This window comes from Neobacillus niacini, assembly GCF_023715785.1.
Taxonomy (GTDB): Bacteria; Bacillota; Bacilli; order Bacillales; family Cytobacillaceae; genus Neobacillus; species Neobacillus niacini_E.
On the sequence record NZ_JAMBOX010000022.1, the window covers coordinates 26,769 to 43,215 of the forward strand.

17 protein-coding genes and 2 pseudogenes are annotated in these 16,447 nt (G+C 36.9%); 7 read left to right on the forward strand and 12 right to left on the reverse strand.

Annotated elements, in window-relative coordinates:
• Positions 1-49 precede the first annotated feature (49 nt).
• Entirely contained in the window at positions 50-520 is a 471-nt protein-coding gene (locus tag M3234_RS25720; protein ID WP_262307411.1) for a hypothetical protein, read from the reverse strand.
• Between the two features lie 126 nt (positions 521-646).
• Positions 647-1,084 (reverse strand): hypothetical protein, encoded by a 438-nt coding sequence (locus M3234_RS25725; protein WP_262307412.1) that lies wholly within the window; start codon positions 1,082-1,084, stop codon positions 647-649.
• Between the two features lie 944 nt (positions 1,085-2,028).
• Here M3234_RS25725 and M3234_RS25730 point away from each other — a divergent pair.
• Positions 2,029-3,474, forward strand: a complete 1,446-nt coding sequence (locus M3234_RS25730; protein WP_262307413.1) for an alpha/beta hydrolase domain-containing protein — start codon at positions 2,029-2,031, stop codon at positions 3,472-3,474.
• Positions 3,475-3,623: 149 nt separating this feature from the next.
• On the opposite strand, the gene M3234_RS25735 is transcribed toward M3234_RS25730, so the two are convergent.
• Both M3234_RS25735 and M3234_RS25740 read right to left on the reverse strand, forming a co-directional pair.
• The gene (locus M3234_RS25735; protein ID WP_262307414.1) at positions 3,624-4,043 is read right to left on the reverse strand and encodes a VOC family protein; all 420 of its coding nucleotides are present in this window, start codon (positions 4,041-4,043) and stop codon (positions 3,624-3,626) included.
• A 72-nt stretch (positions 4,044-4,115) separates the two neighbouring features.
• Positions 4,116-4,387: pseudogene (locus M3234_RS25740) on the reverse strand (IS1595 family transposase); the annotation flags it as partial.
• Between the two features lie 341 nt (positions 4,388-4,728).
• Here M3234_RS25740 and M3234_RS25745 point away from each other — a divergent pair.
• Together M3234_RS25745 and M3234_RS25750 are read left to right on the forward strand one after the other, a co-directional pair.
• Positions 4,729-4,920 carry a hypothetical protein gene (locus M3234_RS25745; protein ID WP_262307415.1) on the forward strand — a complete coding sequence of 64 codons (192 nt, stop codon included), beginning with the start codon at positions 4,729-4,731 and terminating at the stop codon, positions 4,918-4,920.
• A 160-nt stretch (positions 4,921-5,080) separates the two neighbouring features.
• Positions 5,081-5,443: a VOC family protein gene (locus tag M3234_RS25750; protein ID WP_262307464.1), complete on the forward strand. Its 363-nt coding sequence runs from the start codon at positions 5,081-5,083 to the stop codon at positions 5,441-5,443.
• A gap of 169 nt (positions 5,444-5,612) precedes the next feature.
• On the opposite strand, the gene M3234_RS25755 is transcribed toward M3234_RS25750, so the two are convergent.
• From M3234_RS25755 to M3234_RS25765, 3 genes are all read right to left on the reverse strand, one after another.
• The gene (locus tag M3234_RS25755) at positions 5,613-6,455 is read right to left on the reverse strand and encodes a pirin family protein (RefSeq protein ID WP_262307416.1); all 843 of its coding nucleotides are present in this window, start codon (positions 6,453-6,455) and stop codon (positions 5,613-5,615) included.
• A gap of 74 nt (positions 6,456-6,529) precedes the next feature.
• Entirely contained in the window at positions 6,530-7,096 is a 567-nt protein-coding gene (locus tag M3234_RS25760) for an NADPH-dependent FMN reductase (protein WP_262307417.1), read from the reverse strand.
• Between the two features lie 12 nt (positions 7,097-7,108).
• A complete protein-coding gene (locus tag M3234_RS25765) occupies positions 7,109-8,167 on the reverse strand; it encodes an LLM class flavin-dependent oxidoreductase (RefSeq protein WP_262307418.1) in 1,059 nt (352 codons plus the stop codon).
• 137 nt (positions 8,168-8,304) lie between these two features.
• Here M3234_RS25765 and M3234_RS25770 point away from each other — a divergent pair, with 137 nt between their 5' ends.
• Both M3234_RS25770 and M3234_RS25775 read left to right on the forward strand, forming a co-directional pair.
• Entirely contained in the window at positions 8,305-8,652 is a 348-nt protein-coding gene (locus M3234_RS25770) for a winged helix-turn-helix transcriptional regulator (protein WP_262307419.1), read from the forward strand.
• A 454-nt stretch (positions 8,653-9,106) separates the two neighbouring features.
• On the forward strand, positions 9,107-9,592 hold the full coding sequence (locus M3234_RS25775) for a hypothetical protein (protein ID WP_262307420.1): 486 nt from the start codon (positions 9,107-9,109) through the stop codon (positions 9,590-9,592).
• A 374-nt stretch (positions 9,593-9,966) separates the two neighbouring features.
• On the opposite strand, the gene M3234_RS25780 is transcribed toward M3234_RS25775, so the two are convergent.
• The gene (locus tag M3234_RS25780; protein ID WP_262307421.1) at positions 9,967-10,248 is read right to left on the reverse strand and encodes a hypothetical protein; all 282 of its coding nucleotides are present in this window, start codon (positions 10,246-10,248) and stop codon (positions 9,967-9,969) included.
• Positions 10,249-10,620: 372 nt separating this feature from the next.
• Here M3234_RS25780 and M3234_RS25785 point away from each other — a divergent pair, with 372 nt between their 5' ends.
• Positions 10,621-11,253 carry a flavodoxin family protein gene (locus M3234_RS25785; protein WP_285858752.1) on the forward strand — a complete coding sequence of 211 codons (633 nt, stop codon included), beginning with the start codon at positions 10,621-10,623 and terminating at the stop codon, positions 11,251-11,253.
• A gap of 368 nt (positions 11,254-11,621) precedes the next feature.
• Here the strand turns inward: M3234_RS25785 and M3234_RS25790 are convergent, their stop codons facing one another.
• The 4 genes and pseudogenes from M3234_RS25790 to M3234_RS25805 all read right to left on the reverse strand — a co-directional run bounded on the left by M3234_RS25790 (position 11,622) and on the right by M3234_RS25805 (position 14,843).
• Entirely contained in the window at positions 11,622-11,918 is a 297-nt protein-coding gene (locus M3234_RS25790; protein ID WP_262307422.1) for a hypothetical protein, read from the reverse strand.
• Between the two features lie 748 nt (positions 11,919-12,666).
• Positions 12,667-13,451 (reverse strand): annotated as a pseudogene (locus M3234_RS25795) (SDR family oxidoreductase).
• A gap of 189 nt (positions 13,452-13,640) precedes the next feature.
• A complete protein-coding gene (locus tag M3234_RS25800; protein WP_262307423.1) occupies positions 13,641-13,892 on the reverse strand; it encodes an alpha/beta fold hydrolase in 252 nt (83 codons plus the stop codon).
• A gap of 453 nt (positions 13,893-14,345) precedes the next feature.
• Positions 14,346-14,843, reverse strand: coding sequence for a P-loop nucleotide/nucleoside kinase family protein (locus M3234_RS25805; protein WP_262307424.1), 498 nt, complete (start codon positions 14,841-14,843; stop codon positions 14,346-14,348).
• Between the two features lie 338 nt (positions 14,844-15,181).
• Here M3234_RS25805 and M3234_RS25810 point away from each other — a divergent pair, with 338 nt between their 5' ends.
• Complete coding sequence (locus M3234_RS25810; protein ID WP_262307425.1) at positions 15,182-16,417, forward strand: IS110 family RNA-guided transposase; 1,236 nt, start codon at positions 15,182-15,184, stop codon at positions 16,415-16,417.
• Positions 16,418-16,447 lie beyond the last annotated feature (30 nt).

A 16,447-nucleotide genomic window follows, 5' to 3' on the forward strand; every position in this document is an offset into this window, starting at 1 on the left:
GCACATTCCAATTTCTGGTGTGTCTGGCACTTAGTTAAATCTTTTAAGTTTAATTTTCAACTCTTTTTTCAAGGTTGAATATTCTTTTGTCCATTTTTGTTAGTCTATTGTTAATATAATCCACTTCGTTATCAAGATTCTTTTTCTGTAATTTTAGAAGACTAAGTACGTCATCTTTTTGTGAAGCCTCGATTCTTTTAACCGTATCAAATACCTGGTCAAGTTTATCTTCCATGTTATGTTGTCTTTCATCAATCTGTCCTAGTTGATTCTCCATGTTATGCTGTCTTTCATCAATCCGTCCTAGTTGATCCTCCATGTTATGTTGTCTTTCATCAATCCGTCCTAGTTGATCCTCCATGTTATGCTGTCTATTATCAATCTGTTCTAATTTATCTTCCATTCCTGCAAATCGTTCTTCCATGTTATGCTGTCTATCATCCATACGTTCTAGTTTTTCTTCCATTCTTTCCTGTCTATCATTCATTTTTTCTAACAAATCTAATATTTTGTTTTCCATTTTGTTCACCATCCATGAATTCATTATAATGTTTTTTACCATGCCTTGCTATTGTTTTAAGTCGTTTATCCTTTCTATCACTTGCCAAAATACTGGAATGATAAGGAAAATACTAACAATAGCACGTTAGATTCGCATGACATCAAGATATCCTTTCCTTTTATATTCCTCATATGAAATGAGATATATTTCTGGTACCTCACCGAACAAAACGGTGAATTTTCCGTCAAAATAAGAAACCAAATAGCTTTTATTCAAATCAACCTCATTATTATTTTTTAATTTTTCTTTATACTCATTTATTAACTCTTCAGTAATAGGGGTATCGATACTAAATAAATCCTTGGAACCATCTTTCATTGCAATTCTGAACATTCCGTAACCATTTGATTCTTCTACCCTTAATTTTATCTTGTTTTCCACTTCATCAAAGTATTGTTCACGAATATAAGTGTATCCGCAACAATAACAGTAGATGTACCTCTCCCCAATCTTATAATAATCCTCATCAATTGCTAAACCGCCACACTGAGGGCAAGCACGATTAACCATCATGGAAGCCATAATGAAATCCTCCCAAATTTATTATTTTTATCAATACCTGAAAAAAGAATTAGAGCTATCATAGGAAAAGTTATACTTAAGAATCGAGAGTATTAATAGTGAGTCTTTTGTTGAGGAAAACATACTTAAGTGGATTATGGTCAGTACTATTTTATTGAAAATAGAGATGTTTTTTGAAAAACACCTCCCGATAGGGATTTTAACCGCCGGAGAGAAGGACTCTAGAGAAAATGCATGACACGAATAAAAATCAGAAGTGAATAAAAGTGCAAACAATGTAGAATTATGGAGGTAATTGCAGATAATTGGAAAACCTATAAATAGTATAGCAATGAAGAAGCATCATTGAAATATTTTTTTAAAAATTTCAATATATTATGAGAGTATGATCCGATTAAGACGAAAACTGCCAATGCCAATACGGCAGTGTTAGTGCCTACGCGTTCTTACTATTCTGCTTATCTACTTTTCCCTGAGGACCCGAGCTGAAGATAGACGGAGAAATTTGCTTAATTGGTAATTTTCATTAAAAAAAGGCTTATATAGACGGAGAGATTCCGCCTATTGACTCGAAAAATATAAAATTGAAGGATTTTGCTTTGCATAACCGGAAAACCTCCCTTTATTTTCCCAATAACGAGCTCTATTCTGCATTTAACCGGAAACTCTCCGCTTTATTTTACTATTGTTGGTTACTTTATTAAGACCAAGACATCTTAATTAAAAAGAACAAAAATAATAAATCTATATTTTTCCAAAGTTAGACAATCTTTATTCATTTCGCCTTACGAAATGTCAATAAATCACTAACGATAATTATGGAAATATTCTGATATCAACTGCTATCCTATTATATAGAAACTAGTGTTTCTAAAACTTATTAAAGAAAGGAGTGTTACAGCCGTCTGTTTTACATCCAATATATTTAGGAGGGACAGTTACGCATGAAATTTATTAAAAAACCGTTCATTCTTTTATCAGCTTTAACCTTAACCCTGTCTTTGTACTCTTCAGCTATGGCCGATCAACCTGCACCTCAGGAGAAGTCAACTGCGTCCAATGTTAGCAATCCTGTTGTTACCGGGCCGATCCCGTCAAGTCCATTGGGAGATCCTTCCCACAATTACCCGCAGTTGGCGACAAGTATTGATTTAGACAAGTATGGGTACATAGAGGAGGAATTCTTTTTTGAAGGAAAAGCGGCACGCTATAGTACCGCCCAAGCGTATGAGATCGCCAATCCTATCTCCACTGATCATCCTTACAAATCACGTATGTTGGTTCGGCGTCCGGCATCACCGGAAAAGTTTAATGGGAAAGTCATTGTGGAATGGTTAAATGTTACGAGCGGATACAATCTAGATGCGATGTGGATGTCATCCTATGACCATTTCCTCAGGGAAGGATATGCCTATGTCGGAGTATCGGCACAGCGTGTTGGTGTTCACCAAGGGGATAAAGCAGGTGAACCAACAAGCGGCTTACGGGCATGGAGTCCGGTTCGGTATGCATCACTCGATGTCACCGATGGCGGCAAGGTTGTCGATGACGGGTTGGCTTTTGATATCTATTCGCAAGCAGCCCAAGCGGTCCTCCATCCAGTTGGAGTGAATCCGTTAGGCAATCTTAAGCCGGAGATGATGATTGCAGCAGGCGCCTCGCAATCCGAGAGTTATCTTGTGCGTTACTATAATAAGATCCATCCTCTGACCAATATCTTTGACGGTTACATGATGTACCTTGGAACTGGCAATAAACTGCGAACTGATCTTGATACGAAGGTCATTAAGGTCAATACAGAAAATGATTTGATTACGCTTGGGGAAGTGGCAGCACGGCAAGATGATTCCAATGTGCTTCGCACTTATGAAGTGGCAGGTGCGTCTCACGTAGGTGGCGGCTCGGACTACCGTACCAATATCCTGATTCGTGATCACCTCCCTGTAGCGGACATATCTGTTTGCCAAAAACCTGCATTAAGCCGTGTCCCGACTGGCTATGTTGTCAATGCCGCTTATGAGCACCTTGTTCGCTGGATTGAAGATGGCATTGCGCCGCCAAAGGGTGAACGAATCAAAGTCCAATCCACTTCCCCTGTTGTCATTGCTCGTGACAGTAACGGAAATGCCCTTGGTGGCATTCGTTTGCCACAGCATGCCGTACCAACTGCGACAAATACGGGTATGAATAGTGGAGGAGGTTTCTGCTACCTGTTTGGATCGCATGAACCGTTTAGTGCGGAAAAATTAAAGAGCCTTTATCGTAACCACGGCTCGTATGTATCGGCAGTTACCCAAGCTGCTAATGATGTCATTAAACAAGGGTTCCTGCTGAAAGAAGATGCAAAGAAAATCCGGGAGGAAGCCGCGCAATCAAAGGTTGGTAAATAGACTGCGTGTAATGTATTTGTTATGATCCGCACCGCTTTTGCGGTGCTATTTTTTATAAAGCTATGCTAAAGGTAATGGTAATTTTTATAATAAAAAGAGCACTCAATAGTTATTGAGTCCTCTTTTTAGATATATCGGTTAAAAATAGCCTATTGGGAAATTAAGTATTTTTCTTTAAATATTGGACTCAATTCGCTCCAAACATCAAATTTATTTCCATTTATATCATAGAAAACAAAGTTTCTTCCTGGGTGTCCTCTGTTTTCAATTTCTCCAACTCTAATTTGTTTTTCAATAAAATCTTTATGTATCGCTTCTAAAGCACTTAACCCGTTGACTTCAAATGTTAACGAAAAACGTTCTTCGCCGTGAATATCATAAAAATTGGAGCTTTGATTTTCATTAGACTTTATAAGAAATATGCTTTGATTAGCAAGGTTAAGGATTGCTTTATCTTCATCTTTATAACTCAATTCAGCCCCCAATTTGTTTACATACCATTCTGAAGAAAGTTCTACATTTGAAACTGGAATATAAGTTGTACCCACTCTTACTAATTTTTCACTCAATCATTTCTCCTCCTTATAAGTCCTCTATTCGGAAAATTCTGATAAACCAAGTTTATCATAAGTAACACACAGTCAGAACAGGCAACTTTCAACAATCATCTTGTTAACTGTATGTCGTCATTTCGAAGGCTGATTTGGTCTAAGAATTGTAACCAACTCAAATAATGGTCGAGGTATTTTGTTGTCACACCATTAAATCGATTTATCCAGCCTTCAAACGACTTAGTCATAAATACTCGCTAAGCATCTGTACAAAGAACATTGGTAGGAGATCGTTTAGAACCAATAGCTTTATCCAATCGGGCTTTTACAATCCGTCCCTGACCGACCACTTTTGAGCATGTCTTTGGTTATCCAAATAATTATAAATCAAAGACAGTTTCGCCTCTTTCCTATGCCATTTTGTCTTTTAGAGACTTGTTCAAAGACATTTCCTCCTCTTCTCCGGGGGATTTTGTCTTTGATTATCCAGATAATTACAAATAAAAGACAGTTTTGCCGCTTTCCTATGCCGTTTTGTCTTTTAGAGACTTGTTCAAAGACATTTTCCCCTCTTCTCAGGGGGATTTTGTCTTTGATTATCCAGATAATTACAAACAGAAGACGGTTTCCGCTCTTTCCTAGGTCGTTTTGTCTTCAAGAGGCTTGGTCAAAGACATGTTCCCCTTTTTTTTGGGGGATACTAATGGGAAAGTTTGGAGGTGTGAGCATGGTTTTATTGGCCTTCTTTAGCAGAGAAAAACGGCGAGAGAAAAGAATTCAAAGAGGAAAATGCCCTGATTGCTCAGGAAAAGGATTTTTTTCATCAGGTTTCGAATCTTTGCATGTCCAAGACTGCAACACTTGTTTGGGTACAGGAAAACCCGTAAAGGAATGACGACTTGCCTCTTTTCCTGTTAGAACAGAAAAAATTCACCTCACGCCACAGTCCTTGAAAACTGTGGTAATTTTTGTATTCTTAATTAACACGGGTTGGGTGAAAATTGTATAATAGGTTGATACATACAATATTCCGTTAGGAGGAATCTGCTGTGAAAATGGAACATGTGGGGATTGTGGTGAAAGATATGGACGAGTCTTTAGCGTTCTATCAAAACATCCTTGGTTTGGAATTAAGAAACAGAGAGCGGTTAAATGATTCTGTGGAGCTCGCGTTTTTATTTTTTCCAGAGCAGCCAAGTGTAGAGGTTGAACTCGTCTATGGCGGCCATGGTGAAGGCGAAGGAATCGTCAATCACTTGGCGTTTACAGTTGAAAACATAGAAGCTGAACTCGCTCGGTTAAAAGAGGCAGGCGTCAAATTGGTAGATGAAGAACCTCGAAGCCTTTTAAACGGTACTGTTAAAATCGCCTTTTTCCAAGGTCCGAATGGCGAGAAGCTGGAATTGGTTGAAGGGTAAGTTTATTGGGCAAAAAAATATTCTATAAGTAGCAGTATCTTTATTAAATGTAAAAAGAGCCAAAAATACGCGAGTAATGCATGAAAACTCACATATTTTGGGCTCTTCATTTTATTCCTTGTTGTGTTAAAGGGAAGTTTAAGTGCAAATATTCACAAGGTGTAAAGCTTTATTGACTTATAAATTTCCCATTTCGGTAATCAGCATATGCCTGTGCTATCTCTTCTTCTGTATTCATTACGAATGGTCCTCTTGCAACGACAGGCTCTTTTAATGGAACCCCAGCAAATAATACTAAGCGTAATTGATCGGTTGCTGTTACTTGGATCAAACTTGGTTCTGAACCTGCAGCACCTAACCATAATGCTTGTCCTTTTTTTGCTTGGACATTATTTCCTCCGAAAGAACCACTACCTTCCAAAACATATATAAACCCATTATAGTTGCCTGGTAAGTCTTGAATAACTGATGCACCATTTTCGATATTCATTTCTACAAATGTTACTGGTACATAGTTTAAAGTGTTTGACACTACAGAACCCGATGAACCAGAATATACTCGAATGTGTGCTCCTTCTTCGTGACGAATAGGGGCATCTTCTATATGAATGTTTTGGTAACGTGGCTCTACCATTTTATACTTCTGAGGAAGGTTAACCCAAAGCTGCAGGAGGTGTACACTTTCCCCTTCCCCTGGAGATTCATTATGAACAACGCCACGTCCTGCGGTCATAAATTGAAAATCACCACTTTGGAGTTTTCCACCTTCCCCCGTTACACTATCATAATGATTAATAGTGCCGTCTATTACATATGTGATTGTCTCCATACCACGATGTGGGTGAATATCAAATGCCCCTTTTTCAAATTTATCTTCCATTAGCAATAAAAACGGGTCATAATCTTTCCAATTTCCTGGTTCTAGGACTGCTCCAGCACGATGAACTGCACTTATTTTTCTTTCCTGAACTGTCCAAACCTTCTGTATATCACGAGAATGTAATTTGTTCATACCATTTCCCCCTGTGCTCTGTGTTCTGTCTCAATTGACATCAAAACTACTTTACGAATTGCCATATCCATTTGTTAAAAATCATATTTTTCTTCTCTTTTCTTGCGAATTTCTGTATATGTTTCTGTTAACAAAACGGTATCCTCCACTAACCTGTCTATTCGGAATAGTACATCATCATTTACAATTTCTTTACGATGAAAGTCTTTTTCCTCAATAAATACATAGGTTTGAACAATTTGTGCTTTCATATAGGCCAAGATCGGTTTTAATTGTTGTTCTGCTATTAAGTAATGCTTAGGAGTTCCAGCGGTTACAAGCATGCTGACAACTTTATCGCGAAATGCGTTTACAGGAAGTAAATCAAATATATTTTTTAATGTAGCCGGGATTGATGCCTGAAAAACAGGTGTACCAATGATAATGGCCTCTGCTTCCATTATTGTCTGTGTTATATATTTTGTATCGCCTTCATATTCCTTATAGTTACGACCATCACTGAACTGCACCTCATACTCAGCTAAATCAATTAATGTCACTTCAGCATCAGGATATTTTTTAGTAAGTGCCTCGACTGTATAGTTCATAGCCGTTCTTGTTTTTGAGCCGACTTTTGAGCCGGATAATCCTACAACTTTCATTGTCTCTTCCTCCTATTTTTTTGCTGTGTATTTCTTAATTGTTGGTAAAATTTCAGTTCCGATGAGTTCAATATTTTTCATTAATTTATCAAAAGGCACACCGCCAAAATCCATTTGTGCAATATAACGTTGATGACCAAATAGTTCATACTGATAAAGTATTTTTTCAATAATTTGCTGCGGACTACCGATATTCATTACATCTCGTGGGTCGACTCCCTGGGCAAATTGACGCTTTGGATAGCTTTGGCCGTTTATTAGTTGTAACCCCTGATTAACGTGGGGATATGACTCTTTCTGAGCCTGCTGTGTTGTTTCAGCTACGTAAAAGAAACCAGCAGTTGCAATTGGAAGCTCAGTTGGTTCAAATCCGCTCTGTTTTGCTGCTTCACGATAGGCATCTATAGAAATTTTGAAGGTAGATGCTTGACCACCTAAAGTAGCAAGAAACATTGGTACACCTGCCAATCCTGCCTTAATTGCACTAGCAGGTGGTCCACCCACTGCACGCCAAATCGGCAGGGAGCCGTTAAGCGGACGTGGGATGACCTTTGCATTTTTCAATGGAGCACGAAATTTTCCGCTCCAATTGACTACTTCCTCTTTGTTAATTTTCAATAATAACTCAAACTTTTCTTCGAATAACTCTTCATAATCTCGAAGGCTATAGCCCAATAATTCAAAGAGGCCTACCCTTGAAGCACGTCCGGCAATAATCTCGGTACGTCCATTCGATATCAAATCAATGGTCGCAAAATCCTCATATACACGCACTGGATCCGATGTACTGATAATCGTTGAAGAACTTGCAATTTTAATTTTTTCTGTCGCCTGAGCAATTGCTGCCAATACAACCGAATGTGCCTGAGTTGTAAAATATTCCTGATGACTTTCACCTACACTAAAAAAATCAATACCTGCTTGCTCGGCAAGCTTAGCTAATTCAATGATTTCCCGAATTCTTTGTTGAGCTGAAATACGCTCTCCTGCATGAGGATTGGGTATATGGTCTCCTAGTGTATAAATTCCAAATTCTAGACCCTTAGTTAGGTCGATTCGATATTTTTCCATATTAGTCAACCACCTTTTTATATAAAGTTGTTTTCTTTTTCTATTTACAATGTTATTATTGCTCATAATCACTAAATCAGGAAGTACGCACTTAAAAGTGGTATAGTATACAAAAGGATACTAAAGGAGAATAAAGAATGGAAAAAGAGCCAGAATTATGCCGGGTGGATGATGCTTTAGGTATTTTAGTTGGGAAATGGAAACCCATTATTTTGTTGTATTTATTGAAGAACGGTACTCAAAGATTCAGTGAATTAAAACGTAGTATGCCTGGAATTACCCAAAAGATGTTAACTAACCAATTACGCGAATTAGAAGATGAGGATATTATTCAGCGTGTTGTATATCCCCAAGTTCCTCCCAAAGTGGAATATTCTATTACTGACTACGGAAGGAGCTTGGAACCAATTTTAGAAGCCATGCACGAATGGGGAACAAAGCATACTTTGCATAAAATGAAGAAATTGAAACAAAAGAAAGTATAACAAAAAGCTACCAATATGAATATGGTAGCTTTAATTCTTCCCTCCTTCATTTTTATAAAGGCAACATGGTACGTGCCGAGCTATACATGGCTCAATTGGCCATTAATAAATCCATATGAAAGTAGGAAGAGCCAAAAATACGCAAGTAGAGTATAAAAACTTGCATACTTTTGGCTCTTTTTTATTCCATGTTGTTTTAAGCAGCCGTCATTCAACTATAAATTCTTCCTCAACAAAAATGCCATATTTCCTTTTTTGGTGAATCTTTGAATCACTTTTGACTAAAAATTATTAATTAAAAAAACAATAACTATTGAATGAATTATTAAAGGTATGTACCGCCTGCCCGTACTCTAACCTTTTCCTTTCAAACGGCAGAAGAACGTGATAGATAAGTTTGTCATGCAAAGTGAGGAATTTAACTCTTGCTATCGAATGTATAAGGAGTGAAAGAATGATGAATAAACCGGAAGTAGGAATTAAACCTTCAAAAAAATTTGCCAACGGAACCATACATGAGAACGGCTCTGGAAAATTTCAAATCCTTGATCGATTTCTAGAAAATAATGTCATCATGCTAAAATATCAATGGCTCGATTCAGGAGAAATTGAGGTGAACAAAGAAGTTAATATTAATGCAAGTATTTGGAAGTTCCAAAAAAGTCGCGGGTTGATTGATTCTCCAGAATATACATCTCATATAGATGCAGTTACACCTGCGGATAATCACGACTTACTTGAACAGCTACTAAATTTAGAAAGCGATGCTTCTAAGCAAAGACAAGATATTAAAGAACAGATAGACTTATTAAATGAAAAAGTTTTGCAACAATCAACCGCCATTAACCACTTAGTCGAACTTGTTACTCGCAACCAACAAATTCTTGCTGAATTTGTTAAAGAAAGAGAGTTAGTGAACAAGTTAATTGATAAAATTTAATTTGAAATTAATAATTCTCATCGATTCAAGGTCATGAATGTGGCAAGCAATACTAACTACAATTATGATCAAAGAAATGAATTATTCTTTCAAGAGCTCCAAGTGCATAGATTGAACTCGTCTATGGTGACATGTTGAAGGCGAAGGAATTGTCAACCACTTGGCGTTTACTTTTGAAAACATTGAAGCTGCACTCATTAAACTAAAGCCCCGTTAGCTTAAGTATCTTGTTTCACATACTCCCATGAAAGCCGTCCTCTTTATAGAGAAACGGCTCTTTAGAAATTATTTATTTTTCAAACGATTTAATTTCTCAGAAACATTAAATCTTCTCATTTCATCCTCTCCGAAAGAATATGGGGAGTTTTTGTCTGCTATCTTTTTTGCAACGCTTTAATAGCTAAATGTTCTTCATCTTTTTTTACATAAATATCATATTGTGTATTATCCTTAAATCGGGTATTTCGGCTATCAATGCCTCTGTATGGAGTTTCAATTTTTAACTTTATTCCTTCTGTTTTTAATATGGCAATTATCTTAAAGTATTCTACATTACCGTATGCAGTGTAAATTAATTTCCAATTCCTGTTTAATAAAGTTTGAATTAATGAAATAAAAATGAATACTAAAGCGAGAATACCAACTACTATATACATTCCGTTATTCCCCCTCGAACTTCCAATAATATCATTATATTTCTGTGAATATTATGTAATTCCTTCTTGAACTAAACTGCCCCCTTTTGTTCAAGAAGAGATATTATTTAGGACTATTGCGGATTTGTTCGAGTAACCTTTTTGCAGGATTGTATGTTTTATTTCATATTAGTAATCTATTTAGAAGTTAATTAAATGTATGACTTGTAACCGATTGGGGGACGTGAACTTGGCACTTTCATAGTTTGGTGTCACGCCGTTACATATGCGGTTGCAGCAGCCTTTTATACCGCGAACGAACCGGATTTCTAGTTTAATAAAAAATTCTCAGGGTAAAGAAATACTATGACCATGACCTAAGGAGATGTAGCAATGAGCATTAAAGCGCTAGTTTTAAATTGCAGTTTGAAAGACAGCACGCAGCAATCCAATACTCGTGCGCTGATTAACGAGATTGTAAAATTTTTTGATGAAAACAGAGCGGAGACAGAAGTGCTCAGGATGGCTGATTATAATATCGGCTTTGGAATTACCCATGAGGCAGTGAATGATAAGGATCAATGGCCAGAGATTTTTGAAAAAGTGAAGCAGGCGGATATCCTTTTGCTTGGCTCGCCGATTTGGCTTGGCGAACAGAGCAGCCTGGCCACTTTGGTTGTAGAAAGATTGTATGGTGGAAGCAGCCTTACAAACGAAAAAGGCCAGTACATTTACTATAACAAAGTGGGCGGAGTGGTTGTTACCGGGAATGAAGACGGTGCGAAAAACGTCTCAAGCTACCTAATTTACGCATTGTCGCATATTGGGTTTACGATTCCTCCCAATGTAGATACCTATTGGGTGGGGGAAGCGGGCCCTGGTCCATCCTTTATTGAGGCAAACGGGAGAGAGAACGATTTTACGATGCAACACGCAAAAAAAACTGCTTACAATTTACTGCATTTTGCCCGGTTGCTGAAAGAGTATCCGATTCCGGCAGAAGGAAATGTGAATGAAAGTCAATAGTAATGTGGCTTGAAAATTTGAATTTAAAACTCAAATAACATGCTAAACTAGCAGTCCGATTCAAATAGAATTGGATTGCTTCATTTTTTTAAAAAAATCCTACCCTATTATTAGTTTCATAAAGTTAATATAAAAGTTACTTTTTAAAATTTTCCATATATATTCTAAATTTATCATCAAACGTACTTAAACTAAACTGCCCCTTTACTTCAATAAGAAAGCCGCCGAAAATGGCAGCAAAATCTTCCGCAAACGCACCCAGTTAGTTCAATAACAAAAAAGTGATTGCAGTCACAATCCCTTTTCTAAAAACACCTTATACCCCCGAAATAACTTTTATATTATAAATACTCATTACTCACCGTGCTCTATAATAATATAGGTATCTTAATTATTTTTTTCTTGAAATCAATCATCGGAGTTGTTTCAGATGAGGTTTTTTTTAGTTCGATTACCCCAACATCAGTAATGCTAAAACGAGCTACATATTCATCATTATTATTAATAATTACAAATTCATCTTTGTTTTTAAATAAAGCAAAATTGAATTGCATTATGAGTTTCCAATTGTGGACTAAATTGTATTTTTCTAAAGGGATGATTTGTTCTTCCACCATCTTTTCTTCATTTGGCTTTTGTTTTTGTTTATTATCATTCCCCATCAATGACTTCTCCACCTCTCTTTTCTACTCATTAAGATAAACTATGAATGGTTTTGTCTCCGAGTGTGGATGTTTGTCCCAAAAATAAAAAAAGGGTCTATTAATAGCCCTGGAAAAGTGTTTGCATGTATTGCAGACACTTTTTTATTACTAATCATTGTGATGCCCCCTTAATGTTCCACTATCCAGCCCCCTTTGAACAAGAACTAATTTAGATTTAAAGTAAATTATATCAGGTCTCCTTCATCTAAAACAAACCTTTCTTACACTAACCTCCCGTTCGTATTTTTAATATTTATGCCGGCGTGCAGCTGCAATGATGGGCAACCAAAGTAATTCACTTAGGAACCAAGAAGAATTAAACCTAGCTTTCAATCAAAAAATGGATATGATTAAACAAAACCCGGATTTTGTATTCCCACAGTGGAAGCATTCGCTAATTCCTTTAATACTTTGGATGCATCATCATAATAATGAGATAAATTAACCAATTTGCTACCAGCAACATCGGTCAATTCTACTGAAGAACATTTTTATTCCACATTTTCTCTCTTTTCGGTAAAGGTTCCTTTCGGATAAAGATCAAACCTTAGCAGTTGAAGGACGTTTCACTGTGGGGGAACAAAATTTGATTGTAAATAGGCATGATTCAGCAAATACCAAAAAGCAAAAAGGGGAAAAAGATATTTCCATCTTTCCCCTTTTTATTAACAGTCTCATTCCACAGGTTATAAGAACCGGATGGGGCATCCTATATGTCCATCTCCCACCCCTTTTGTTCTTCTTGCTTCATCTGTTTTTCCGTTTGCTGAGGATAGGCGACTCGGAATTTATGTTGGTCAGCTGGGATGATTTCTACCAGTTTTGCAATTAAATCTTCCGGGTCAAACTGGTTCCTTAACCCTTCTTCCGCCTTTTTTATATCCTCTTTTCTCGTGAAGTTTTTCTTTTCATCGTACCATTTCCATAGCTCTTCTGCCGCGCGATCATTGAAGCCTGTTTTGAAGGCACCTGGGTTAATAGTGGCAACTTTCACTCCAAAACCTTGAAGCTCCGCCTTTAATGCATGAGCAATAGCTTCAATTGCATGCTTTGTTGCCGCATATGCACCGTTATAAGGAGATGCTACAATTCCAGAAATGGAACTCATAAAGACGATTTTTCCGCTTCCCTTTTCAACCATCTTCCTTGCGGCGATTTGTGCGGTTGCCAAAGTTGCGAAAACATTTACCTCAAAAAGTGCCCGAAATCGGTCCATCGGCACTTCCCCGAGCGGCCCTCGTTCATTAATGGCAGCATTTGCAACAAATACGTCAAAATCATACTTCTCAATCTGTTCCAAATCCAAAGGGTCTGTAATATCCACTTTAATAACTTCTATATCCAATCCCAGGTCATTTGCTTCCCACATAAGGTCTGTTTTTTGAGAAGTCAGCTCTGTTGTCGCAATCACCCGATGCCCTTTTTGGCAAGACCAATGGCAGCACCTCTGCCAAGCCCGGTGCCTGCACCAGTAATGAAAATTGTTTTGCCCATGTTAAATTCCTCCATTCGAGATAGCATGCCAATTTAATTTTTCCCAATAGCAGTAAGGCCATACCACATACAAAACATGGGCAACTCTACCGATTCTTTTAGGATCAATGACGTTTTCGACTGCCTTGTTTTGATGCGAAAAATTGTTCACAATAGATCCAATTTAACAGGGGTTGTATTTTTACATTCTTATTTCAATGTATCTTTTTGAATTGTTAAAAGCACATCAGAAAACTTCTTTTGTTCATCAAGTTGTGGCCAGTGAGCAGATTTATTAAACAAAAAAAACTGTTTTTTAGGTGAATCTAATATTTTATAGTATTGTTCTACTAATGGAAAGGCTGTATCATAATCATACTTTCCTTCACAAAAATAGATTGGTATTTTAAGTTTAGGAACTTCTTCAAAGGCATTAAAATTCTCTAATTGAGGAAGTATCATCGTCGAAGACCATTTATTTCCTTATGATAGTTTGATTAAGTCAACTAATCTATATTCTGGAGAAAACAGAACTGATAAGAGATGCTCCTTAGCAGTTTGGATTTTTCGAGAGAGTTAGGACATTAATTAAAACAATTGATAATGAACGAATATAATTTTTTTTCATTTACTAACCTCCTACTAATTTAGTATTTATATTTAACTGTTTAATCATCGACTTAGTAGTGTCAATAAGTCATAACTTTATAAATTGGATTATGACCTTTTGCTAATTTATCCATGACTCCTCTGTATTAATAAAGATGACTTTGTACGATGACGATAAATGTTTTAGCTTCGAGTTTTTAAAATCTATGTAAAATCGGACAAAAAAAGCTAACCCCTATACTAATACGGATTAGCCTTTTTCCCTTTTATTTTCTGCTGATAATAAACATTCCTCAATCGCCTTTGTTATTCTTTTCCGCTAAACTCAAAAATATTTATTCCCTCTGATGCCTCTGGTTCTTCAAAAAATTTAGTAACTTGAATAAACACCGCTTCCGTGTCAAAAGCTGCTCTTTCTGGTTGTTCGTTACGCCTTTGTGCAATTTGACGTAAGCATTGCTCGTTATTTAGATTAAGGAAAGTTAGTTGATGGCTTGCATTGATTTCTGATGCCATATCCAAAAACCACTTTCTAAGTTTTTGAGTGTTAGCTGGAAAATCCATTACTACATCTGTACCGACACTTAATATGTTTTGAACATGCTTTTTCACCAACGGCTTGAGCTGCGCTGAGAATTTTAGATAGTCTTCAAATGATGCAATCTGATTGGGATAAAGAGATGAAAGCCATTCATCCTCAGACAACAGTACCGCACGTTTATCTATCGCCAATTGTTTTGATTTAGTTGATTTTCCAGCTCCCATTTTCCCGCAGAAAAAGTATAGAGTCCCTAATTTTTTCATATTTTTTTACCCCCGCAATTATTTATGATTTATATCCAGTTTTTATTCTACCGATTTCATTTATTTTCCTTTTTTAACTAACCTGCCCTTTCGTATTATAAGGTCAGCCAGAAAATATTTCTGGTTGACCATTTTTTATATGGTCTTATTATAGCAGTAGCCAGGGTAGAACGTATCTGCCCGTGGGGCTTGACCCCGTCAGCTAAACCGTTCGCCCCCTACTTGTAGAAACATGATTGAGGCTGGTTGGGACTTAGATCTCGTATAACAAGCGAAGCTGTGACACTGCATGGAGGATTAGGGGTTACTGGCAATTCACAATTAGGAGGAGATTTATAATGAATCCAGTCGTAGGTCTGGATATATCTAAAGGCGAAAGTCAGGTTCAAGCATTTTTGGATAAAGGAAAACCATATCGAAAGAGCTTTAAAGTAGATCATACTCTTAAGGGGCTAAATTCACTTGTAACGTTTCTTGAGGATGTTAAAAATGAGTCAGGGAAGAAACCTTCGGTCATATTAGAGGCTACTGGGCATTATCAAACTTCAGTTGTTCAATACTTGGAAAAACGGGGATATTTATTAATTATCATTAATCCTTTGATTTCATATAAGGCAAGAGGTTCAAGTTTAAGAAAAGTAAAAACTGATGCCATTGATGCCTATCTCCTCTGTGAGTTGTTTTATAAAGAGGAATTTGAACCTTATAAAAAACGTGGTGTTCAGTTATTGAACCTTCGTAATCTCACAAGACAACATGAAAATATAACTGGCGTGATGATACAAACTAAACTTCAATTTCAGGCAGTGCTTGAGCAAGTTTTCCCTGAGTATATTGGAGTCTTTGGAGATTTATACTCTGTGGTGTCGCTCTTAACTCTTTCAGAGTTTCCCTCTTCAGAAGACATTTTGAAGGCTAGTGAAGAAACAATTTCAGAAAAAATATATGAAGTATGTAAAAGTCGGTCGATCAGGTGGGCAAAAGAAAAAGCAATTGAACTTAAAGCTGCGGCGTGCCGTAACCCTTTTGAAAAGACAGTTTATCAGAGTCATATTTTAAGCCTAGGTATGTTTATAAAGATGATTCTTCAGTATAAAGAGCATCTATCAAAGTTAGAGTCGGAGATAGATGCCCTCGCTAAGGAAATTGAAGAATATAATATCATCAAATCTATCCCTGGTATCGGAGAAAAGATCGCTGCAACGATAATTTCTGAAATTGGGGAAATAGATCGATTTAATGACCCAAAAAAGCTTGTAGCATTCGCTGGAGTCGATCCAAGTGTTTTTGAATCTGGTAAATTTTCTGCAACTAAAAATCGAATCACTAAAAGAGGATCGAGTAGACTTAGACATGCCTTGTATATGGCAGTTCGTTGTGCCATTCGTGATTGTCGTAAAAAGAAAACAACTGATGAAATCATCCCGCGAAACAAAAGAATGCGAGAGTTTTACGACAAGAAACGGGAAGAAGGAAAGCCATTTAAAGTAGCTGTTATAGCATGTGTAAATAAGCTTTTACATTGGATATTTGCCCTTTTAAAGAACAAAACTACTTTCCAAGATATAGCTTAGAACCTAAATCCAACTAAATAACACAAAACC